Origin of the sequence: Coprococcus sp. HCN-4056 (assembly GCF_037892645.1) — a bacterium.
Taxonomy (GTDB): Bacteria; Bacillota; Clostridia; order Lachnospirales; family Lachnospiraceae; genus Coprococcus; species Coprococcus ammoniilyticus.
The window spans coordinates 192,835-213,302 of the sequence record NZ_JBBKBL010000006.1 but is presented as its reverse complement, the minus strand read 5'-3'; the positions used below and the strand labels follow the sequence as shown (position 1 = coordinate 213,302).

The 20,468-nt window shown below is 42.9% G+C and carries 15 protein-coding genes; 13 read left to right on the top strand and 2 right to left on the bottom strand.

All coding sequences use genetic code 11. The features are described 5' to 3' along the window. The first annotated feature begins 107 nt into the window (after nt 1–107). From cysK to argJ, 11 genes are all read left to right on the top strand, one after another. A complete protein-coding gene (gene cysK, locus WKT03_RS11120) occupies nt 108–1,037 on the top strand; it encodes a cysteine synthase A (RefSeq protein WP_021944777.1) in 930 nt (309 codons plus the stop codon). A gap of 197 nt (nt 1,038–1,234) precedes the next feature. Continuing rightward, the gene (locus tag WKT03_RS11115) at nt 1,235–1,438 is read left to right on the top strand and encodes a hypothetical protein (protein WP_117785533.1); all 204 of its coding nucleotides are present in this window, start codon (nt 1,235–1,237) and stop codon (nt 1,436–1,438) included. Between the two features lie 11 nt (nt 1,439–1,449). Next, on the top strand, nt 1,450–1,665 hold the full coding sequence (locus WKT03_RS11110) for a hypothetical protein (protein ID WP_117785534.1): 216 nt from the start codon (nt 1,450–1,452) through the stop codon (nt 1,663–1,665). Between the two features lie 34 nt (nt 1,666–1,699). Further along, nucleotides 1,700–2,719 (top strand): lysylphosphatidylglycerol synthase transmembrane domain-containing protein, encoded by a 1,020-nt coding sequence (locus tag WKT03_RS11105; RefSeq protein WP_117785535.1) that lies wholly within the window; start codon nt 1,700–1,702, stop codon nt 2,717–2,719. Nucleotides 2,720–2,809: 90 nt separating this feature from the next. Continuing rightward, the gene (locus WKT03_RS11100) at nt 2,810–5,512 is read left to right on the top strand and encodes a translation factor GTPase family protein (protein WP_340392050.1); all 2,703 of its coding nucleotides are present in this window, start codon (nt 2,810–2,812) and stop codon (nt 5,510–5,512) included. Nucleotides 5,513–5,781: 269 nt separating this feature from the next. After that, on the top strand, nt 5,782–8,133 hold the full coding sequence (locus WKT03_RS11095) for a hypothetical protein (protein WP_340392049.1): 2,352 nt from the start codon (nt 5,782–5,784) through the stop codon (nt 8,131–8,133). Nucleotides 8,134–8,522: 389 nt separating this feature from the next. Continuing rightward, nucleotides 8,523–10,004, top strand: coding sequence for a glycerol kinase GlpK (gene glpK / locus WKT03_RS11090; RefSeq protein WP_021944783.1), 1,482 nt, complete (start codon nt 8,523–8,525; stop codon nt 10,002–10,004). A 79-nt stretch (nt 10,005–10,083) separates the two neighbouring features. After that, entirely contained in the window at nt 10,084–12,636 is a 2,553-nt protein-coding gene (locus WKT03_RS11085; protein WP_340392047.1) for a glycoside hydrolase family 3 N-terminal domain-containing protein, read from the top strand. Nucleotides 12,637–12,910: 274 nt separating this feature from the next. Then, a complete protein-coding gene (locus WKT03_RS11080; RefSeq protein WP_340392046.1) occupies nt 12,911–13,885 on the top strand; it encodes an aldolase catalytic domain-containing protein in 975 nt (324 codons plus the stop codon). Between the two features lie 350 nt (nt 13,886–14,235). Continuing rightward, complete coding sequence (gene gltX / locus WKT03_RS11075; RefSeq protein ID WP_340392043.1) at nt 14,236–15,915, top strand: glutamate--tRNA ligase; 1,680 nt, start codon at nt 14,236–14,238, stop codon at nt 15,913–15,915. A gap of 116 nt (nt 15,916–16,031) precedes the next feature. Continuing rightward, nucleotides 16,032–17,276, top strand: a complete 1,245-nt coding sequence (argJ, locus tag WKT03_RS11070) for a bifunctional glutamate N-acetyltransferase/amino-acid acetyltransferase ArgJ (RefSeq protein WP_340392040.1) — start codon at nt 16,032–16,034, stop codon at nt 17,274–17,276. A 190-nt stretch (nt 17,277–17,466) separates the two neighbouring features. Here the strand turns inward: argJ and WKT03_RS11065 are convergent, their stop codons facing one another. Next, a complete protein-coding gene (locus WKT03_RS11065; protein ID WP_021944788.1) occupies nt 17,467–17,916 on the bottom strand; it encodes a hypothetical protein in 450 nt (149 codons plus the stop codon). A 79-nt stretch (nt 17,917–17,995) separates the two neighbouring features. Next, a complete protein-coding gene (locus WKT03_RS11060) occupies nt 17,996–18,385 on the bottom strand; it encodes a hypothetical protein (protein WP_173788827.1) in 390 nt (129 codons plus the stop codon). Between the two features lie 402 nt (nt 18,386–18,787). Between WKT03_RS11060 and WKT03_RS11055 the strand changes: the two genes are divergently transcribed. Together WKT03_RS11055 and pfkB are read left to right on the top strand one after the other, a co-directional pair. Further along, nucleotides 18,788–19,540, top strand: a complete 753-nt coding sequence (locus WKT03_RS11055; protein WP_008400090.1) for a DeoR/GlpR family DNA-binding transcription regulator — start codon at nt 18,788–18,790, stop codon at nt 19,538–19,540. Continuing rightward, complete coding sequence (gene pfkB / locus WKT03_RS11050; protein WP_021944790.1) at nt 19,537–20,439, top strand: 1-phosphofructokinase; 903 nt, start codon at nt 19,537–19,539, stop codon at nt 20,437–20,439. Before WKT03_RS11055 ends, pfkB begins: the two co-directional genes overlap by 4 nt. Nucleotides 20,440–20,468: the final 29 nt, after the last annotated feature.

Genomic DNA, 20,468 nt, shown 5'->3' with positions numbered 1-20,468 from the left:
AAAAACAGTAGATAATTGGACATAAAAATAATAAAAAATATGGGTGATCGAAGATCATCGGTCACCTGCAAAACGAAAAAATAGAATCAGAATAGGAGATTAAAGTTATGAGTAAAATTTATAAAGACGCAACAGAGTTAATCGGAAATACACCATTAGTAGAGTTCAATCACATTGAGAAAAAGGAAGGCTTAAATGCAAAGATTCTTGCAAAGTTAGAGTATTTTAATCCGGCAGGAAGCGTAAAAGATAGAATCGCAAAAGAGATGATCGAAGATGCTGAGAGAAAGGGCACATTAAAGCCGGGCGCTACGATCATTGAGCCTACATCCGGAAATACAGGTATCGGTCTTGCATCTATCGCTACAGCAAAGGGGTATAAGGCAATCATCGTTATGCCGGAGACCATGAGCGTTGAAAGAAGAAATATCATTAAAGCATACGGCGCAGAGATCGTTCTGACTGAAGGTGCAAAAGGTATGAAGGGTGCGATCGCAAAGGCAGAGGAGCTCTCTAAGGAGATCCCTGACAGTTTCGTTGCAGGTCAGTTTGTAAATCCGGCAAACCCGGAAGCACACAGAAAGACAACAGGACCGGAGATCTGGAATGATACAGATGGAAAGGTTGATATCTTTGTAGCAGGTGTTGGTACAGGCGGAACTGTAACAGGTGTCGGTGAATATCTGAAGCAGCAGAATCCGGATGTTAAGGTTGTAGCAGTAGAGCCGGCTACATCACCGGTTCTTTCAAAGGGAACTGCAGGAGCACATAAGATTCAGGGTATCGGTGCAGGATTTGTACCGGATACATTAAATACAAAAATCTACGATGAGATTATCACAATCGACAATGATGCGGCATTTGAAGGCGGCAAGGAGATCGCAAGTATAGAAGGTATTCTTGTTGGTATCTCATCCGGTGCAGCTTTCGTAGCAGCAAAGGAACTTGCAAAGCGTCCTGAAAATGCAGGAAAGACAATCGTAGTTCTCCTTCCGGACAGTGGTGACAGATATTACTCAACTCCGCTCTTTGGATAAAACCAATAAGATTTACATGTGAATATAATATCCTTTCAAAATAATCATTTATCTCAAAACAGACACGCTTCACCATACAGCAATGTGGTGGGGCGTGTTTGTTGTTGTGCCTTTTTGGTTGTCGGTGAGCGTGTGGATATGGTATAGTGTAATTGTGCGGAAAGTAACGGTTTAGAATAAAGCAGAAAAGAGGCAATATGAAATTTATTTACAATGCTTTTGTTTTAAACCATATTGAATATGCGAAGATTTATAGTGAAATAAATACGAATTACAGTAAATATAAAAATAAACCTTTTGCAGTTCTTGCATCATATGGAATTGATAACAGACCATATTGGTATTATTTTGAGAACCATGGCTATAATGAATACAATATTTATATGCGTGTTGAGATGTAAGGAGGATGAATATGGAGGAATTAACAGCTTTATTAAATGCTATTGATGATTCTTATTATGATTTTGTTTCAGCAATGATAAATTATGCAGCGAAAAAACCAACAAGACAAAAATTATTAGTTGATTATATTAAAAATACTCCAAATTTAAAATCTTCTGATGTCGTAAGATTCGTTTCGGAGCAAAATGATTTTTTTGAGGATGCTGCATATATGGAAGTTGGGTAACAATAGATAAAAAATACGGAGTAATAAGTTGAGTATGAAGAAATTAACAGAAACACAGAAAAGTATTATAAAGTGGGCATTTGTGCTGGTGCTTCTCGGCTTGATCGTCTATGTGTTCCGGGATATGGCAGGACCGATCGCAAAGCAGCTTGTGAAGACAAGCCCTTGGATCGTCGTGCTGATCCTTGTGGCGACATTGCTGTATGGTGTGTTTGAGAGTACGATCACGATGTTATTTGCCAGACAGTATAATCCGACGTTTACATTCAGACAGGCGTTTGGAATGACATATTTTGTGTCATTTTACAGAACGGCGACGCTTGGAAGCGGAGCGGGTGTGTCGGCTCTGGTTTACCTGAATGAGTATGGAGTGAAGACATCAGAAGCATTTGGTATGTATATGATTGAATATGCAGTGCACAAATTAAGCATCGGAATCATGGCGGTGATCCTGTATCTGCTGCATTTCCATTATATGAATGAAACCTTTGCGGAATATGAAGCATATATTGGAATTGGATTTGTGGCTACGGTTATTATTACGATATGTTTACTGTTGTTTGTATGTGCCGGATGGTTCCATCAGATCTTAAAGAAGCTGATGGATCTGGTGAATTACAAAGGACGATTTACAGAAAAGTTTGATAAAATCAAAGAACAGTGTGATATCATGGAAACGGAATCAAAGAAATTGCTGCGCCATTGGAAGCTGCTGCTTGGCGTTCTGCTGATCAACATTTGTAAATTTTCCTGCTGGTTTATGATTCCGTATATCGTACTGTACAAGAGCGGTGCATTTTCGCCGGATGTGGCACTGGCGATCACGACGGTATCAGTCATGCTGGCGGCAGTTATTCCTACGCCTGCAGGAATCGGTTCCAGTGAGTTTGTAATGATCGCAATGTTTGGTGCGATCGTGGGAAGTGCGAAAGCAGGAGCTATGGCACTGCTATACCGTTTTGCAACATTTGTATTTCCATGTGCGCTGGGCGCGGCCTATGCAGCGAAGTTTGCAGTTATAAAACAGAGAAAGAATAAGAAGAAGGAAGTCTGACCCGTATGAAATGTGGGACGGATGGAAAAATATCCGTCAGCTATATGCTCGATATGATATATGATGGACAGAAACAGGATAAATACAGATATGAAAAAGTTGGTGGTGGGTATTCTTGCCCATGTTGATTCGGGAAAAACTACATTATCGGAAGCCATGTTATATACGGCAGGCAAGATCCGTAAGCTTGGACGGGTGGATCATAAGGATGCTTATCTGGATACGGATGCACAGGAGCGGGAGCGTGGGATCACGATATTTTCTAAGCAGGCGGTATTTACATATGATGGCATGGAGATCACACTGCTTGATACGCCGGGGCATGTTGATTTCTCGGCGGAAATGGAACGAACCTTACAGGTGCTTGACTATGCGATTCTTGTCATTAATGGCATGGACGGGGTACAGAGTCATACCGATACGTTATGGAAGCTGTTGAAGCGGTACGAGATCCCGACATTTATATTTGTAAATAAGATGGACATGGAAGGGACAGATAAAGATGCTGTTTTCCAAAATATACGAAAAAAGCTGGATGGGGATTGCGTTGATTTCTCATCTGGGGACAGAGATGAACAGATTGCGATGGCAGACGAGAGACTGTTAGATACCTATCTGGATAGTGGTATGGTTGAGACAGAGGATATCATCGAAGCAATTCTTGACAGAAAGATATTTCCTTGTTTCTGGGGATCGGCACTCAAACTCTCCGGTGTGCAGGAATTATTGGATGCGATGAATACCTATATGGTGATGCCTGCATATAATGCAGAATTTGGCGGACGGATCTTCAAGATATCGAGAGATGCAAAAGGGGAACGCCTTACCTATATGAAGGTGACCGGAGGAAGTTTAAAGTGCAGAGAGCAGATCGAGGGAACCGAAGGAAAAGTCAATCAGATACGGATTTATTCCGGTGCGCGTTACGAGACGGTAGAGGAGGCTTCTGCCGGAACGATATGTGCGGTCACCGGGCTTGGTGAGACATCCGCAGGTCAGGGCGTTGGATGTGAACAGGAAAATGTATTTGCCGGACTGGAACCTGTGTTATCCTATAAAGTCAGCTATCCGGAGGACAAGGATGCAGTTGTCGTGCTCCGGGATATCAGGCAGTTAGAGGAAGAAGAACCGGAGTTACATGTTGAGTTTGCACAGGAGACCGGAGAGATCTTTGTGAAGGTTATGGGACAGGTGCAGCTTCAGGTGCTGACACAGATTATAAAAGACAGATTTGGCTATCTCATATCATTTGGTATGGGAAGGATCATATATAAAGAGACACTTGCAGAACCGGTAATGGGAGTCGGACATTTTGAGCCGCTTCGTCACTATGCCGAAGTGCATTTGCTGATGGAACCGTTGGAGCCGGGAAGTGGCATGCAGTTTGATACGATATGCAGCGAGGATGTACTTGATAAGAACTGGCAGCGGCTGATCCTGACACATCTGGAAGAAAAGGAATACCGGGGCGTGCTGACAGGCGCACCGATCACGGATATGAAGATCACGGTGACTGCGGGACGGGCACATCAGAAGCACACAGAGGGCGGTGATTTCCGTCAGGCGACATATCGTGCAGTAAGGCAGGGGCTTATGATGGGAGAATGCAGGCTGTTAGAACCCGTGTATGCATTCCGGCTGGAGATACCTACAGAGATGACCGGGCGGGCGATGAATGATATCACGCGGATGCATGGACGATTTGCACAGCCGGAGATCGAGGGTGAAATGAGTATCCTGACAGGAACTGCACCGGTTGCTACGATGCAGGAGTACCAGCAGGATGTAACGGCATATACCAGAGGACAGGGTAAGTTATCCTGTACCTTGCAGGGATATGAGCCATGCCACAATGAAGATGAAGTGCTGGCGGCAAGTACCTATGATCCAGAGCTTGATATGGCAAATCCGGCATCATCAGTATTCTGTGCACATGGAGCCGGATATATCGTGGACTGGTACGATGTGTATGATATGATGCATGTAAAAGAAGATCCGGGATTTGCACTTGCAGGAATGGAAGATGTCCTGCGGAATATAACGTCAGAGCCTACTGAGGCAGACGAGGATAACCGAAAACGGATGGCGCGTGAGCGGCAGGACGCAGGTGCTCCGGTGTATGATGAGAAAGAGTTAGAGGATATATTTGTCCGTACCTATGGTTCAAACAGCCGGGAAAATGCAGCTTATAATAAAGCAGGTTTCAATCGGCGTAATAAGAGTGTATCGGAAGCGGACTGGTATGTGAAAAAGGCGGCAGAACATGGTAAAAGCAAAACTGCCGGTGCGCAGACACCGTCTGTCGGCTCAAAGACGGCGGATACCGGAATTGCCAGACCCGGAGCATACAGGAAGCAAAAGGGCGAGAAAGAATATCTGTTAGTTGATGGGTATAATGTGATATTTGCATGGGATGACCTGAAAGCACTGGCGGCGGTGAACATCGACAGTGCCAGAGATAAGCTGATCGATGTTATGTCGAATTATCAGGGCTATGTCGGCTGCGAGCTGATCCTCGTATTTGATGCGTATAAGGTGAAACAGAATCCGGGCAGCATCACAAAGCATGGAAATATCCATGTGGTCTATACGAAGGAAGCAGAGACTGCTGATATGTATATAGAAAAGACGACACATGAGCTTGGCAGAAAATATAAGGTGACGGTTGCCTCCTCAGATGGACTGGAACAGTTGATCATCATGGGGCAGGGCGCACTTCGGATGTCCTCCCGTGGGCTTCGGGAAGAAGTAGAACGTGTGAACCAGATTTTGAGAAATGATTATCTCAAATAAAACGGACATGTTTCTGGTATGATCCTGAAAAGATATTAGAGGGAATCGATTCCAAAGCAGCTATATGTATGAAATTTGTTAAAAATAGAATGAAAAAGTGAGTATCCTTTTCACAAAATTATATTATATAGATAAAAATATTTGGAATGTTTAAATAAATTTGGAAAAAATAACCAAAGAAAACCATATATTCCTTGAAGTTAATAACAAAATCTGCTAAAGTGAATAGTATGAGCGTACGAATTCAGATGAGATATGGAGGAGGAAGTATGGGAAATAAATTATTTGTAAGACAGATGAAGAGAACCGTTGCCTGCGTTGCGGCAGCAGCTACTGTTTTCTCAATGAATCCGGCAGGACTTCCGTATGCAGGGGGACAGGCTGGGGCATTTGTTGTAGATGCAGCGACTGAGAGTACGGCAGTGGAGATCAGTACATATGAACAGTTTGCAGCTTTTGCAAAAGCGGTAAATGCAGGTACGGCAGAGTCATATGCAAGTGTAAAGTTGACAGCGGATATTACGATACCTTCAGGAACCACATGGACACCGATCGGTAGTGCAGCTAATCCATATACGGGAGTATTTGATGGGGATGGACATACAGTGTCAGGACTTACGGCAAGTATAACGGCTGCAGAATATAATGCTGAGAATGATAGTGTTCCGTTTGGTTTATTTGGACAGACGCAGGGAGCCACGATCAAGAATTTGAAGATGAGTAATGTAGAAATTTCCGGCTCTGCAGGATCGGGCAGTGGTATCTTATGTGGCAGATCAATTGCTACTACGATCAGTGGTTGTACGATTGATAATAGCTGTACGTTTAATGGCAATACAGCAATGGTTGGAGGCCTTGGATGTATGCTTATTGAAAGCACAGTTAGTGATTGTGTTGTTGCGGTGCAGCTTCAGTTGGAAAATCAGGCCCCACCTGCTGGTGGATATGTTTATGTATTAAGTAATTCTCAAATTATAAATAGTATATTTAAGGGCACAATCAAAGGAACTGGTGCTATTTCGCTTACAGGCGGATTTGTTGGAGTTAATAGTGGTTTGATAGCAAACTGTATTTATTCAGGAACTATGACAGCCGCTGGTTATAATATGTGTAGTGCTTTTGCAGGAGAGGCATCGAATTCAGGAACGATAGTTAACTGTTTTGCAAATGGTAAGTTTTCATTAACGGATGGTTCAACAGGTACTACAACAGGTATTTTCAGAGGAAATGGTAACGGTAATAAAGTTGCAGACTGTATTGCAAATACTGCTATGGAACCGATGAATCTGATAGGTGTAGCAGGCAATGTTACCGATTGCGTATTCATGGAGCCATCAGAGATCACAGCCGGTAATGCTTCTTACAAATTGAATGGATATGCAGCTTCTTTGACAGATGCTGAGAAGGAAGAATACCATACATCTGAATGGAAATCTTTTGTAGAAACAGACAATGGTTCACTGACGTTCAGTTCAGAAACCAAGGTTACAAGAAAAGTAACATTTTATGATACAGACAATAATGTGATCAGCGGCGGTTCAAACTTCATGGAGGAGGGCGCAAAACTCGTATATCCGGAGGCAGCAGATCCTTCCTATATTGCATGGGTAGACAGCAAGGGAAGAATATATGATAAGAATTCAGTTGTTGGTTCTGAGGATCTGGAGCTGTATCCATTGACAGAAGGTTATGTGGATTCACTATTGAATATAAAACAGGTATCGATCACACTGGATAGTGATATTTCTCTGGTATATCTGGTAGATCCGGCTGTTCTGGAACGTTATCAGAATGCGACAATTGTGTACCGGGATGCATCCGGAACAGTACAGGGAGCATCGGGCTTGTCAAAAGAACTTACAAAGACTGTAAATGGCAAGACATATCTGTATGGAGAGTTTACAGGAATTGCAGCAAAGGAAATGACGAAAGATATAACAGCAACGCTTGAAGGTACCAGTGATGGTGGAATGACAAATTGCTACAGCAAGGCTTATACAACCAGTGTTGCTGATTATGCAAAACGGCTGATTGCAATGGATGGCACAAGTAAAGTATTAAAGACACTGTTGGTTGATCTGGTAAACTATGGTGCATCCGCTCAGACCTATTTTGGATATAACACTTCAGATTTGGCAAATGCAGATTTTGATGATTATCAGACCTATGCGAGTGCAAAACATTCATTAACAGGATTTACAAATTCCGGAAGCTCAGTTACAAATTCCGGTAATGTAAAGATCAGTGGACGAACATTGGTGCTTGAGAACCGTGTTGGTATTGCGGTGATCATTGATACATCTGAATATGAAGGGAATATTGCTGATATTACGATCAATGTCAACGGAACAGGAGTTTCAGATGTTATAGCAGGTCAGGATCTAAAGCCATATGGCACAAACAAATATTATGGTGTTACATATGAGATCCTTCCGACAAAGATGGATGAAACTTATACATTTACAGTTCAGGTAAATGGTGAAGCGTCAGCACGTATGACCTATGGTATATCTGCTTATGCCTATAATATGAGAAACAACAGCAACACAAAGCTGGTTGCATTACTGCAGGATATCATGGAATACGGTAATTCCGCATTAAACTACTGGCTTGCAAACTAAGGAAGATAAGATATTAATATAAAGATATAGGAAATATAAGGAGGGTTTTAAAACATGAAAAAGCAGTATGAATCACCGGTTATGGAGATCGTAGAATTTGAGGCAGAGGATATTATTACAACTTCAAGTAATATGCTTCCAACAGATCCAGCAAGCCAGATGTTGGAATAAAAAAAGCTAAATGTATAACACACAAAATATAGTCACAATATGAAATTGTTTATTATAATATAACAGTTAACACAATAAAATACGGGGGCAGGGAAGTCTTGTACCAAAACCTGCCTCCGTATTTTGTTCATTTGTTATGGTAACGAGGGAAAACGCAGCATAAGACAGGCAGAAGTTAGAACAGCTTGAGAAATTGTTATTTATAAAGAGGATATACAATGCAGAAATACATAATGGCGCTGGATCAGGGTACGACCAGTTCAAGAGCAATTTTATTTGGAAAAAATGGAGAGATGGCTGCTGTATCACAGAAGGAATTTACACAGTATTTTCCGGAAAATGGCTGGGTAGAGCAGGATCCGAAGGAAATATGGGCATCTCAGATGAGCGTAATGATGGAAGCAAGAGAGACACTTGGTATTCCAGTAGAAGAGATTGCAGCGATCGGAATTACGAATCAGAGAGAGACAACGATTGTCTGGAATAAAGAAACAGGAGAACCGATTTATCCGGCTATTGTATGGCAGTGCAGAAGAACCGCTGACCGGATCGATGCATTAAAGGCAGAAGGGTATGATACTGTGATCCGGGAAAAGACCGGACTGATCGCAGATCCGTATTTTTCCGCTACGAAGATCGAGTGGATCCTCGATCATGTTGACGGAGCAAGAGAGATGGCAGAGCAGGGCAAGCTGTATTTCGGTACAGTGGACACCTGGCTGATCTATAAGCTTACCGGCGGCAGGGTTCATGCAACGGATTATACAAATGCATCCAGAACGATGCTGTTTAATATTCACACATTAGAGTGGGATAAGGAATTGCTGGAGAAATTCCGGATACCGGAAAGTATGCTGCCGGAGGTGCATAATTCCAGTGAGATCTATGGATACACGGATGAACGGTTATTCGGCGGTTCGATACCGGTTGCAGGTGTTGCCGGAGATCAGCAGGCAGCTTTATTTGGACAGTGCTGTTTTGAACCGGGAGATACGAAGAACACATATGGTACCGGCTGTTTCCTGTTGATGAATACGGGAGACAGGGCTGTTTATTCCGAACATGGACTGCTTACTACGATAGCGATCGGACTGAACGGCAAGGTACAGTATGCACTGGAAGGCAGCGTATTTGTCGCAGGAGCGGCGATCAAATGGCTGCGCGATGAAATGAAGCTGATCGAGAAAGCCGGTGATACAGAGAGAATAGCATTATCCGTTAAGGACAGCAATGGTGTCTATGTGGTTCCGGCATTTACAGGACTTGGCGCACCATATTGGGATGCATATGCCAGAGGTGCGATCCTGGGACTGACCAGAGGCACCACAAGGGAACATATTGTCCGGGCAACCGTGGAATCACTGGCATATGAAACCTACGATGTGTTAAAGGCAATGGAGAATGATTCCGGCATGGAGCTGAAACGGCTGCGTGTAGATGGCGGTGCGAGTGCAAATAATTTCCTGATGCAGTTCCAGGCTGACCTGTTAGCAGGGGAAATTGTGCGCCCGGTCGTAACAGAAACGACAGCACTTGGTGCGGCATATCTGGCAGGACTGGCTGTTGGATATTATGACAGTATAGAAGAGATAAAGCAGAACTGGCAGGTGGAGCGGATATTTGAGCCGCAGATCGATGAAGAGATGCGGAGAATGCTGCTTTCCGGCTGGGAAAACGCAGTAAAGCGGGTGCTTTTATAAAATCAGAATTTAGTAGATAAAATTTGTGAGCTGTTTTCAGATGAACAGAAAATAGTTACAAATAGCAGGAGATAAAAATATGACAGATAAGATCAAGACAATACTGGAACAAATGACAATAGAAGAAAAGGCTGACATGGTATGCGGTGCAAGTAATTTCTGCACAGCGGATGCTTCCAGATATGGGGTGCCTGCGATCCGTATGCTGGATGGAGGAACCGGGATCAATTATGAACAGTTGATCGCAGATCTGATCCTTTCCTGGCGTACAAATCCGCGCGATGAGGAAGAAGCATGGCTGATGAAGGATTTTAGTGCAACAGAAGAAAGAAATGTTATATTTGACTATTTCCGTCCGGACAAGCTGACAGAAAAAGAGACAAAGGTTTGGAAAAAAGTCCGGGAATATCTGAAGGAACAATTTATAAAGAATACAACCAATAATGATACGACGCTTGCATTTGTTGAAATGGCAGGCGATGCGGCGGCTGATATTATGTCTCCGGCATGTTTTCCGTGTGGCATGATGCTGGGAGCAACCTTTAACCCCGATGTTGTCAATCAGACAGGACATGCACTTGGAAGAGAAGCGAGAGCATATGGTGTGAGCATGCTTCTTGGAACTCCGAATATCAATATCCACAGAGATCCACTGGGCGGAAGACTGTTTGAGGGATTCTCTGAGGATCCGTGTCTGGTAGCGAAGCTTGCTCCGGAATATGTAAAGGGTGTGCAGGCGGAAGGCGTTGCAGCAAATATCAAGCATTTTGCTGCCAATAATCAGGAGAAGAACCGTCAGGGAATAAATGAAACGATATCAGAACGGGCATTGCAGGAGATTTATTTTCCTGGTTTCCGTGCCTGTGTAGAGCAGGCACAGCCTGCGACAGTTATGGCAGCCTATAATAAGATCAATGGAACAGCCTGCACTGCAAATGAATGGCTGTTAGACGGTATTCTGCGTAAATACTGGGGCTTTGAAGGTATGGTCGTATCAGACTGGGGGGCAGTATATGATCCGATCGCAGCGTTAAAGGCAGGCAATGATCTGAATATGCCGGGAATCACAGCAGATCCGGAGAAGGTTGTTCAGGCAGTAGAAGCCGGGGAGCTGACGGAAGAGGAGCTTGACCGGAATGTGGCGAGAGTGCTGGAGCTGATGGACACCTATGGTTCACCGGAATGCTATGATATGTCAGCACAGTATATTATGGATATGTCGAAGCAGGCAGCATATAAGGCAGCCTGTGAGGGAATTGTATTATTGAAAAATGAAAATGGAATCTTCCCGATCCGGTCGAAAGGAAAGGCGGGCAATGATTCTGTATTTGAAGCTGTATCAGACGAGGAGGTAATGTCCGGGGTTGTTCTGTGCGGAAGCGGAGCTATCCGTTTATATGACTGTGGTACCGGAAGTGCAGGTATTACGACAGATAAGGACAGCAGCATCTACGAGGGACTGATCCAGAATGGTGTCGAGGTGAGTATCGGAATACCGGCAGCAGGGAAGCGTGCAGGCATTTCCACCTATATCTGCGTTGCCAGAATACCGGGCATGGAAGGAAATGACCGGAAGAATATGAAGCTGTCCGCCGAGGATGCACAGATTTTGAATCAGATGTTAGATCTGAAACGGGAAAATCCACTTGTGAAGCTGGGACTTATCTTAAATGTAAGCGGGCCGGTCAACCTGGCACTTTGGGAGCATGAGTTAGATGGCATCTTCTGTATGTTCTTACCGGGTATGGAAGGTGGACATGCAATGGCAGATATCTTAATCGGCAGAGTGAATCCATCCGGAAAGCTGCCGCTGACATTCCCAAAGAAATATCAGGATACACCGACGTATCTGAATTTCCCGGGTGACGGCTATCAGGTCAATTATGGAGAAGGCATCTACGTCGGATACAGATATTATGATAAGAAGATGGTAGAGCCGTTGTATCCATTTGGACATGGATTATCCTACAGTCATTTTGAGATCAGCAATGAGCGTGCAATCGGAGAGCAGTCTCCGGTAGAGATCATTTATCCGGATGGCAAAGTAGATAATAAGAAAATGCCGGTATTTACGGATTCGATCAAGATCGCTGTGGATGTGATCAATCAGGGACCGGAAGAATTCTCTGAAGGTATGGAAGTTGTTCAGCTCTATATCAGTGATCCGTATGCATCCATCTCAAAGCCTGTAAAGGAATTGAAAGCGTTTAAGAAGATCCGGCTGGCATATGGCGAACAGGAGAAGGTCAGCTTTACTCTGAAAAAAGACGACTTTGCTTCATTTGACAGTGACCTGCATCAGTGGGTAGCGGAAGAAGGTATCTATAATATCCTGATCGGAAACAGCTCACGAAATATCGTGTGCAGCATGCCTGTCTATCTGGATGCAAAGACGGAGTACAGCTACAGTATCGAGACACCGATCAAGGTGCTGTATGAGAATTCTGTGACGAAAGCGCATATGAATCATCTGTGGCTCAGACTGGGACTTGATCCGGCGGATATTGACAATAAATACGAATATGAGCCTCACACCAGACTGATCAATCTGGTTTATCTGAAATGTGAGAATCCGGAGCAGGAAGCACTGGATGAATTCGAACTTCGGGTTGGAAGCCTGAAGCGGGCATAAAGAAACGAAAAAAAGCCATTTCCAACATATATTCATGGATTTAAATGTATGGTATGGAGATGGCTTTTTTATTTGAAAAAATTCGAATTTTCACTTTAAAGTAAAAAAAGTTTATTGCGTTGAAGTAAAAAAGTGCTTGCATTATTTTAAAAAACTGTTATACTATACTCACGCCAACGCGTTAAAGTGAGAAAATAAATAGAAAGAGCGTTGGATAACCCTGAGAGTTTGATCGGCTCATCAGGTGATAAAAAAGATTTAGGAGGAAACAGCGATGATAGGCGGAGATATGATCACGTACAGACCTGATATTCAGGTGCTTGATGCTACAATTCGAGATGGAGGACTTGTCAACGATTTTTATTTTACAGATGAATTTGTAAAAGCACTTTATGAAGCAAATTTGAAGGCTGGTGTTGATTATATGGAATTCGGCTACAAGGCTTCCAAGGAGATGTTCGATGTAGAAAAGTTCGGAAAGTGGAAGTTCTGTGACGAAGAAGCCATTCGCAGTATAGTCGGAGAGAATAATACAGAGATGAAGATATCTGTTATGGCGGATGTCGGAAGATGCGATTACAAGACAGATATTATTGACAGAGTAGACAGTGTTATTGACATGATACGTGTGGCTACATACATCAACACCATGCCTGCTGCGATCGAGATGATAGAGGATGCACATGCAAAGGGATATGAGACGACCTGTAACATTATGGCAATCTCAAAGGATCAGGAGTCAGAGATCGATATCGCTCTTGAGATGTTAGGCAAATCAAATGTAGACGGAATCTACATTGTAGACAGCTACGGCTCTTTATACCCGGAGCAGATCCAGAGACTGACACAGAAATATGTGGCAGTTGGAGAGAAATACGGTAAGAAGATTGGTATTCATGCACATGACAACATGAAGATGGCATATGCAAATACTGTTGAAGCAATGAGACATGGAGCAAGCATGTTAGATGGAACGGTAAGCTCTATGGGACGAGGTGCAGGAAATTGCGCGATGGAATTGCTGCTTGGCTTCCTTCGTAATCCAAAGTACAATCTGTACCATATCCTGAAGTTCATTGAGCGTTACATGGTTCCGTTAAAGGAAAAGGGTGATGCTGTATGGGGCTATGATGTACCTTACATGCTGACCGGTATGCTGAACCAGCATCCAAGAGATGCCATTGATTTCATCAAACAGGGCAAACACGAATACGCTGACATGTACAGCTACTTACTTTATCGCGAGTAAGAAGTAGAAATCGTTTCAGTGTAGTCTTTATTTCGTAATAAATGTACATAAAGACCATCCATTTTATATACGACACATATTATTTCACAAGACACTTTCGTGAGTTTTTGAACAAAATGAAAGCTACATTACATATTATTGCATAAGACGTTATGATAGTAATGATAGCTTTCATTTTATTTTTAATTATTGGCGCTCGGAAAGGCTTTCTGACATCAATGTTACAGAAAAAACCTGTACAAAATGTGGGGTTTGTGGTATTTTTTACTATATGTGTTTTGACAGCCGATTAGGTGCTGTCAGGCGGTAAGAAACGAAAAATAGATTTGATATAAGAGGTGGCAGATAAGATGGATTATAACAAATTAGCAGAATTAATATTCCCGGATATAACAGGAACGGTAGACGATCTCGAAGCAAGATTTCCAAAGAGAGACTTGCCGGAGGGTGCGAAGGTAACGAGATTTGCGCCAAGCCCAACCGGATATATGCATATCGGTGGTTTATATGCTGCTATGATATCAAGAAAACTTGCAAAGCAGAGCGGTGGTGTGTTTTATCTTAGAATAGAAGATACAGACAGAAAGAGAGAGCTTGAAAATGGCGTGGAGGAGATCATCAATTCCTTAAACAAGTTTGATCTTGGATTTGATGAGGGACCATTTGAAGGAAGCCCTGTCACATATGCACCATATAAGCAGAGCGAGAGAAAAGAGATCTATCAGATCTGCGTTAAGAAGCTGATGCAGGAGGGATATGCATATCCTGATTTTACAACTGCGGAAGAACTGGATGCGATAAGAGCAAAGCAGGAGGCTGCAAAGGTAGATATCGGATATTATGGAGAGTATGCAGTTGGAAGAAATCTGACATACGAGCAGATCGAGGAGAAATTGGCAGCCGGAGAGCCTTATGTTGTCAGACTTAAGAGCCCGGGCGAGGCAGGCAAGACAGTTGTTTACAGTGACCCGATCCGTGGTAAGATCGAGATGCCTGAGAACATGATGGATGTTGTGCTGTTAAAATCTGACGGAATTCCAACCTATCATTTTGCACATGCAGTAGATGATCATTTTATGAGAACAAATATGGTCATTCGTGGTGACGAATGGCTTGCATCCTATCCGCTTCATAAGCAGTTATTTGAACTGTGCGGATTTGAACTTCCTGAGTATGCACATATTTCACCAATCATGAAGATGGAAATATCCGTTGATGAGGATGGAAATGAACATCAGCACAAGAGAAAGCTTAGTAAGAGAAAGGACCCGGAGGCAGCCGTTGGCTTCTATCAGGAGCAGGGTTATCCATCCGAGAGCGTATTGGAATATCTGATGACGATCGCCAATTCCAATTATGAGGAATGGCATACAGCAAATCCTGATAAGACGATCGATGATTTCACATTGTCACTTGCGAAGATGCCGGCATCCGGTGCATTATTTGACATGGTGAAGTTAAATGATGTCAGCAAAGAGATGATCTCCACATTTTCAGAAGAAAAGTGCTATGAGAAGATCATGGCATGGGCAAAAGAATTTGATAAGAAGCTGTATGAATTTGGCACAAATGATAAAGAGAGCTTCTTAAAGACGATCAGCCTCTGGAAGATGTCCGGAAATAAAGTCCGTAAGGATGTTGGCAAGTGGTCAGATCTGGCAGAGATGTTCGGCTATCTCTATGTGCCGGAGAATGAACTGAAGCTTTCCTACGAGGTCGATGAGAAGTATAATGCAGATCAGATGGCAGAGATCATCAATGAATATAAGAAGGATCTGTTCTTAGATGCAGAGAACTGGTTTGCCGAGATGAAGGTAATGGGCGACAAACTTGGCTATTGTCCGAATGTCAAGGAGTATAAGAAGAATCCGGATGCTTATAAGGGATCGATCACAGATGTCTGCACGATCGTTCGTGTGGCAATAACCGGTAAGAAGAATTCACCGGATCTTGCTACGATCATGAACGTGATCGGCAAGGATCGTACGATCGGAAGACTGGACAAGTTCCTGGCAGCGATCGGCAAGTAAGATAATAGAAATACAGGCAGAGTTTTATATATCTTAAAAAGGAGGCAGTGGCGAATCACTGACCGGCAGCAGCGGAATGAAACGTGGAAGTCGACAGGATTTGGCTACGGATGATTATGAAGAAGAAAACATACGAAGGATACACATATGTAGACGGTGGTGTCTGTGCAGCAAAGGGATTTGTGGCAAATGGTATAAACTGCGGACTGAATTCCGATAAGAATAAGAATGATCTGGGTATGGTTTACAGCAGTACAGTCTGTAATGCAGCAGCCGTATATACACAGAACAAGGTAAAAGGTGCGCCGATCCTTGTAACTAAGGAGCATCTGAAGGCAACAGGCGGCAAAGCCATGGCAGTTGTCGTTAATTCAAAGAATGCAAATACCTGTAATGCGGATGGCGTGGAAAAGGCAGAGCGGATCTGTGAGCTGGCAGCAGATGCACTGGGAATCGATGCAGATATGATCATCAATGCATCGACCGGTGTGATTGGTCAGATCATTCCGATCGAACCATTTGAAGAGCACATGAAAGAGCTTGCTGGCGGTTTAAGTGCCGATGGCAATGATAAGGCTGCAAATGCGATCATGACGACAGATACAGTTGATAAGCAGGTTGCAGTAGAATTCACACTTGGTGGCAAGACCTGTCGTCTTGGTGGAATGGCAAAGGGAAGCGGTATGATCCATCCGAATATGGCAACCACGCTGAACTTTATCACAACGGATGTTGAAATCTCAGCCGATATGATCCAGAAGGCTCTGAGTGAGATCGTAAAGGTAACCTATAATTGTCTGTCTATAGATGGTGATACATCGACAAATGATACTTTAAGTGTCATGGCAAACGGACTTGCAGGAAATGAAGAGATCGTAACAGAAAATGACGACTATGCAATTTTCAAGAAAGCACTGTACATCGTTATGGAGTGTATGACGATGATGCTCGCAAGTGATGGAGAGGGCGCAAGCAAGATGCTGGAATGTACAGTATCTGGAGCGCCGGATCAGGATACAGCGATCATCGTTGCAAAGAGCATTATCCGTTCCCCACTGACCAAATGTGCGATGTTTGGTGAAGACGCAAACTGGGGACGTATTCTCTGTGCGATCGGATATGCAGAAGCGGATTTCGATATCGATAAAGTAGATGTAGATCTTGAATCTGAGAAGGGTATCGTAGAGGTATGCAGAAACGGTTCCGGTATTCCATTTTCTGAGGAAAAAGCCTCTGAGGTATTATCTGAGGATGATATCTATATCAACGTCAATCTGAATCAGGGCGAAGCATCCGCCAAGGCGTGGGGCTGTGACCTGACTTATGATTACGTTAAGATCAACGGTGATTATCGTTCATAAATAAAAAGTGCCACCGATAGACGGTTAGCCTTGATATGATGAGTTAAAAATACCCCCTTTTATTAGACCTTTTTTGTCTAATAAAAGGGGTTCACTTCAAGGCTGGGAGGTTATTTTTTATACTTATAGTGCGCTGATTAGCGTGTCCCAAATGAATCCGTCCAGAGTGGCATATAGCCGCTTCGGATGGCTACTGCTTGGGAAGCCAGTTCTTTTTTACATCAATTCCAACTTCCATCAGTTTACCGGTGGGAGCAGCACCCGCAATTGCTATTATTTCGTTATCTTTTATTGCACATAAAACGATGGTTGTATTTGTATTTCCTTCTGCATCAAAAGCCAGTGAATTTTCAAAGCCCTCGATATCACATAATGTTTTAAGGTTGTTACCTTCATATAATTCGTCTCGAGTTTTACCTGATAACAGTTGTTTTCCAAGTTCATATTTTTCTTCAGACAGAGAAATGATATTTGTATCTCTGATGCTGAGAATTTTAACATAATTTTTAGCAGCCTTTTTGTTCTTTACGAAATGTGTGCCTTCTTCTTTTAATTGATCTGTTGAACAATTTATGTAGCCGGCAATGTAGTCATATATTTTATTATTTATCTCATCTTTATTAATATAAGAATTATTCATGATTTTCTCCATAAGTATAGTCAAACAGGGAGATAAAAACTTATCTCCCTGAAATGAATGATTTGCATTTGAACTGTGCTTAATACCGTGTATCTACTGAAAAGCCTGTTTGCTGCAGGGAAGATTTCGTAATGGTTCGGAACCAGTGAATGGAGGAGTTGTAGTTTCCCTCTACTACTGTTACCGTTCCCTTTACATTTTTTGTTTTTAACTGGTAAGTTTTGCCCTTCTTCAGCTTTAAAGATGTTTTATCCAGCGCAGCTTTCTTGGCCGTGGTCTTGCTTGCGGTAAGGGTGGCATCATTTGTGGTTGTATTTGTAGTAGAAGTGGCAGTGTTTATAGCTGCGGTTTTACTTGTGGCAAGGGCAGCATTGGTGCCTGTGTATGTACTGACAGCGGAAACTGTGCGCTCATTTAAAGTTGCTGCCTGAACTGCTGCCTGTGCTGGCAATGCAGTTACGATAACCATACCGAGCAGGCTGCATCCGATGATTGTACGTTTCCAGAAAGAATTGGAATGATATGGTGACGTCCCATTTTATATTTTAGAATTTTGTACGCAAAAAAGAACTTTATAATGAGATCCTTTTTGGAAGAGGCGCAGCTATGACCCTTTGGCTGATGTCATATATCAATCAGCAGGGAGTCTTATAACGAGACTGCCTGCTTTCTTTAATTCCGTTTCTTTCATATTTGTTCAAAAAACTTCAAAAAAATGCAAATTAATGATTGATTCTGAACGAAATGTGTGTTAATATAAATCCAAGTTGAACGAATATGATTGATTTTGAACGAAAAATCGGTTATAATGCATATATATGAATTGAATTGCAAATAATAAAATGACTTGATAATAAGGAGACCTATATATATGCTTACGGAAGAAAGATATAACAAGATACTGGAAGCTCTGAAGAACAAAGGAACGATCACAGTTGCAGAAATGACAGAGTGCACAGGAGCATCAGAATCAACCATAAGGCGGGATCTTATCGCTCTCGATGAAATGGGAAAACTGAATAAGGTACACGGAGGAGCTACAGCAGTTGCACACCAGTTTATTGCAGATGAGATTGCGGTCAGTGTAAAAGAGCAGCTCTGTGTGGAAGAAAAGAAAGCAATTGCGCGGTATGCGGTGAATATGATCAATGATGACGATTTTATTTTCATAGATGCAGGAACAAGTACCGGATGGATGATCGAGTATCTGGAATCAACCAGAGCGACATTTGTCACAAATGGAATTGCACATATCAAACGGCTGATGAACAAAGGACTTCGGGCATACATGATCGGAGGACTCGGAAAGCCGGTCACAGAATCTACGGTAGGTGCAGATGCTGTAAATAATATGAAGATGTTCAATTTCTCAAAATGCTTTCTTGGAACCAACGGTGTACATACAGATTACGGTTTCACGACAGTCGATGTAGAAGAAGCACTTGTAAAGATGGAAGCGGTCAACCGATCTTATGCGAGTGTTGTCCTTGCCGATCACACGAAGTTTGACAAGGTTACAGCGGTTACATTTGCAGGAATCAAGAAGGCGTGTATTATCACCGACCGACTTGTAAATGATAAGTATGCAGATGCAACAGTCATAAAGGAGGTAATGAAGGAATGATCTACACAGTAACTTTCAATCCGGCAATCGATTATGTTGTCAGAATGGAAAAACTGGAAATCGGTTCGGTAAACAGAAGCAGAGAAGAAGCCCTGTTCTACGGTGGAAAGGGAATCAATGTTTCGACAGTCCTTAAGAATCTGGGCGTAGATTCTGTAGCACTTGGATTTGTTGCAGGCTTTACCGGAAAAGCGATTGAAGAAGGAGTCGCTGCCCTTGGTGTAAAAGCTGATTTCATCACGGTTTCAGATGGCGTTAGCAGAATCAATGTTAAGCTGAAAGCCGGAGAAGAAACAGAGATCAATGGAAAAGGCCCTAATATCAGCGATGCAGAACTGGAAGAACTTTATAAGAAATTAGATGGTTTAACAGACGGTGACTGTCTGGTTCTGGCAGGAGCGATCCCACCATCTTTACCATCTGATGTGTACGAGAAGATCATGGCAAGACTTGCAGGCAAGAAGGTTGATATCGTAGTCGATGCTACGAAGGATCTCCTGTTAAATGTTCTCAAGTATCATCCGTTTCTTATCAAGCCGAATAACTTCGAGCTTGGAGAAATGTTTGGCGTAACACTTCATTCCGATGAGGAGATTGAAGAATATGCAAAGAGATTACAGGCACTTGGAGCAAGAAACGTAGCGATCTCCATGGCAGGAGACGGATCTATGCTGCTCACAGAGACCGGAGAGACATACAGAATGGGCGTTCCAAAAGGAAAAGTTGTTAATTCTGTAGGAGCCGGAGATTCCATGGTGGCAGGATTTATCGCAAGCTATTTTGCAGAGCATGATTACAAGAAAGCATTAAAGTACGGCGCAGCAACAGGCAGTGCAACTGCATTTTCAGAAGGACTTGCAACAAAAGACCAGGTTGAGAAACTTTTAGGACAATTTTAACAGTTGGGGAAAAGGGAGAAGAACCGACT

Excerpts from the sequence above, each read along its gene's own strand:
- WKT03_RS11115 (WP_117785533.1), top strand. The coding sequence starts at position 1,235 with ATGAAATTTATTTACAATGCTTTTGTTTTAAACCATATTGAATATGCG.
- WKT03_RS11055 (WP_008400090.1), top strand. The coding sequence starts at position 18,788 with ATGCTTACGGAAGAAAGATATAACAAGATACTGGAAGCTCTGAAGAAC.
- glpK (WP_021944783.1), top strand. The coding sequence starts at position 8,523 with ATGCAGAAATACATAATGGCGCTGGATCAGGGTACGACCAGTTCAAGA.
- WKT03_RS11065 (WP_021944788.1), bottom strand. The coding sequence starts at position 17,916 with ATGAATAATTCTTATATTAATAAAGATGAGATAAATAATAAAATATAT.
- WKT03_RS11060 (WP_173788827.1), bottom strand. The coding sequence starts at position 18,385 with ATGGTTATCGTAACTGCATTGCCAGCACAGGCAGCAGTTCAGGCAGCA.
- argJ (WP_340392040.1), top strand. The coding sequence starts at position 16,032 with ATGAAGAAGAAAACATACGAAGGATACACATATGTAGACGGTGGTGTC.
- WKT03_RS11110 (WP_117785534.1), top strand. The coding sequence starts at position 1,450 with ATGGAGGAATTAACAGCTTTATTAAATGCTATTGATGATTCTTATTAT.
- cysK (WP_021944777.1), top strand. The coding sequence starts at position 108 with ATGAGTAAAATTTATAAAGACGCAACAGAGTTAATCGGAAATACACCA.
- WKT03_RS11095 (WP_340392049.1), top strand. The coding sequence starts at position 5,782 with ATGGGAAATAAATTATTTGTAAGACAGATGAAGAGAACCGTTGCCTGC.
- WKT03_RS11080 (WP_340392046.1), top strand. The coding sequence starts at position 12,911 with ATGATAGGCGGAGATATGATCACGTACAGACCTGATATTCAGGTGCTT.
- WKT03_RS11105 (WP_117785535.1), top strand. The coding sequence starts at position 1,700 with ATGAAGAAATTAACAGAAACACAGAAAAGTATTATAAAGTGGGCATTT.
- WKT03_RS11085 (WP_340392047.1), top strand. The coding sequence starts at position 10,084 with ATGACAGATAAGATCAAGACAATACTGGAACAAATGACAATAGAAGAA.
- pfkB (WP_021944790.1), top strand. The coding sequence starts at position 19,537 with ATGATCTACACAGTAACTTTCAATCCGGCAATCGATTATGTTGTCAGA.
- WKT03_RS11100 (WP_340392050.1), top strand. The coding sequence starts at position 2,810 with ATGAAAAAGTTGGTGGTGGGTATTCTTGCCCATGTTGATTCGGGAAAA.
- gltX (WP_340392043.1), top strand. The coding sequence starts at position 14,236 with ATGGATTATAACAAATTAGCAGAATTAATATTCCCGGATATAACAGGA.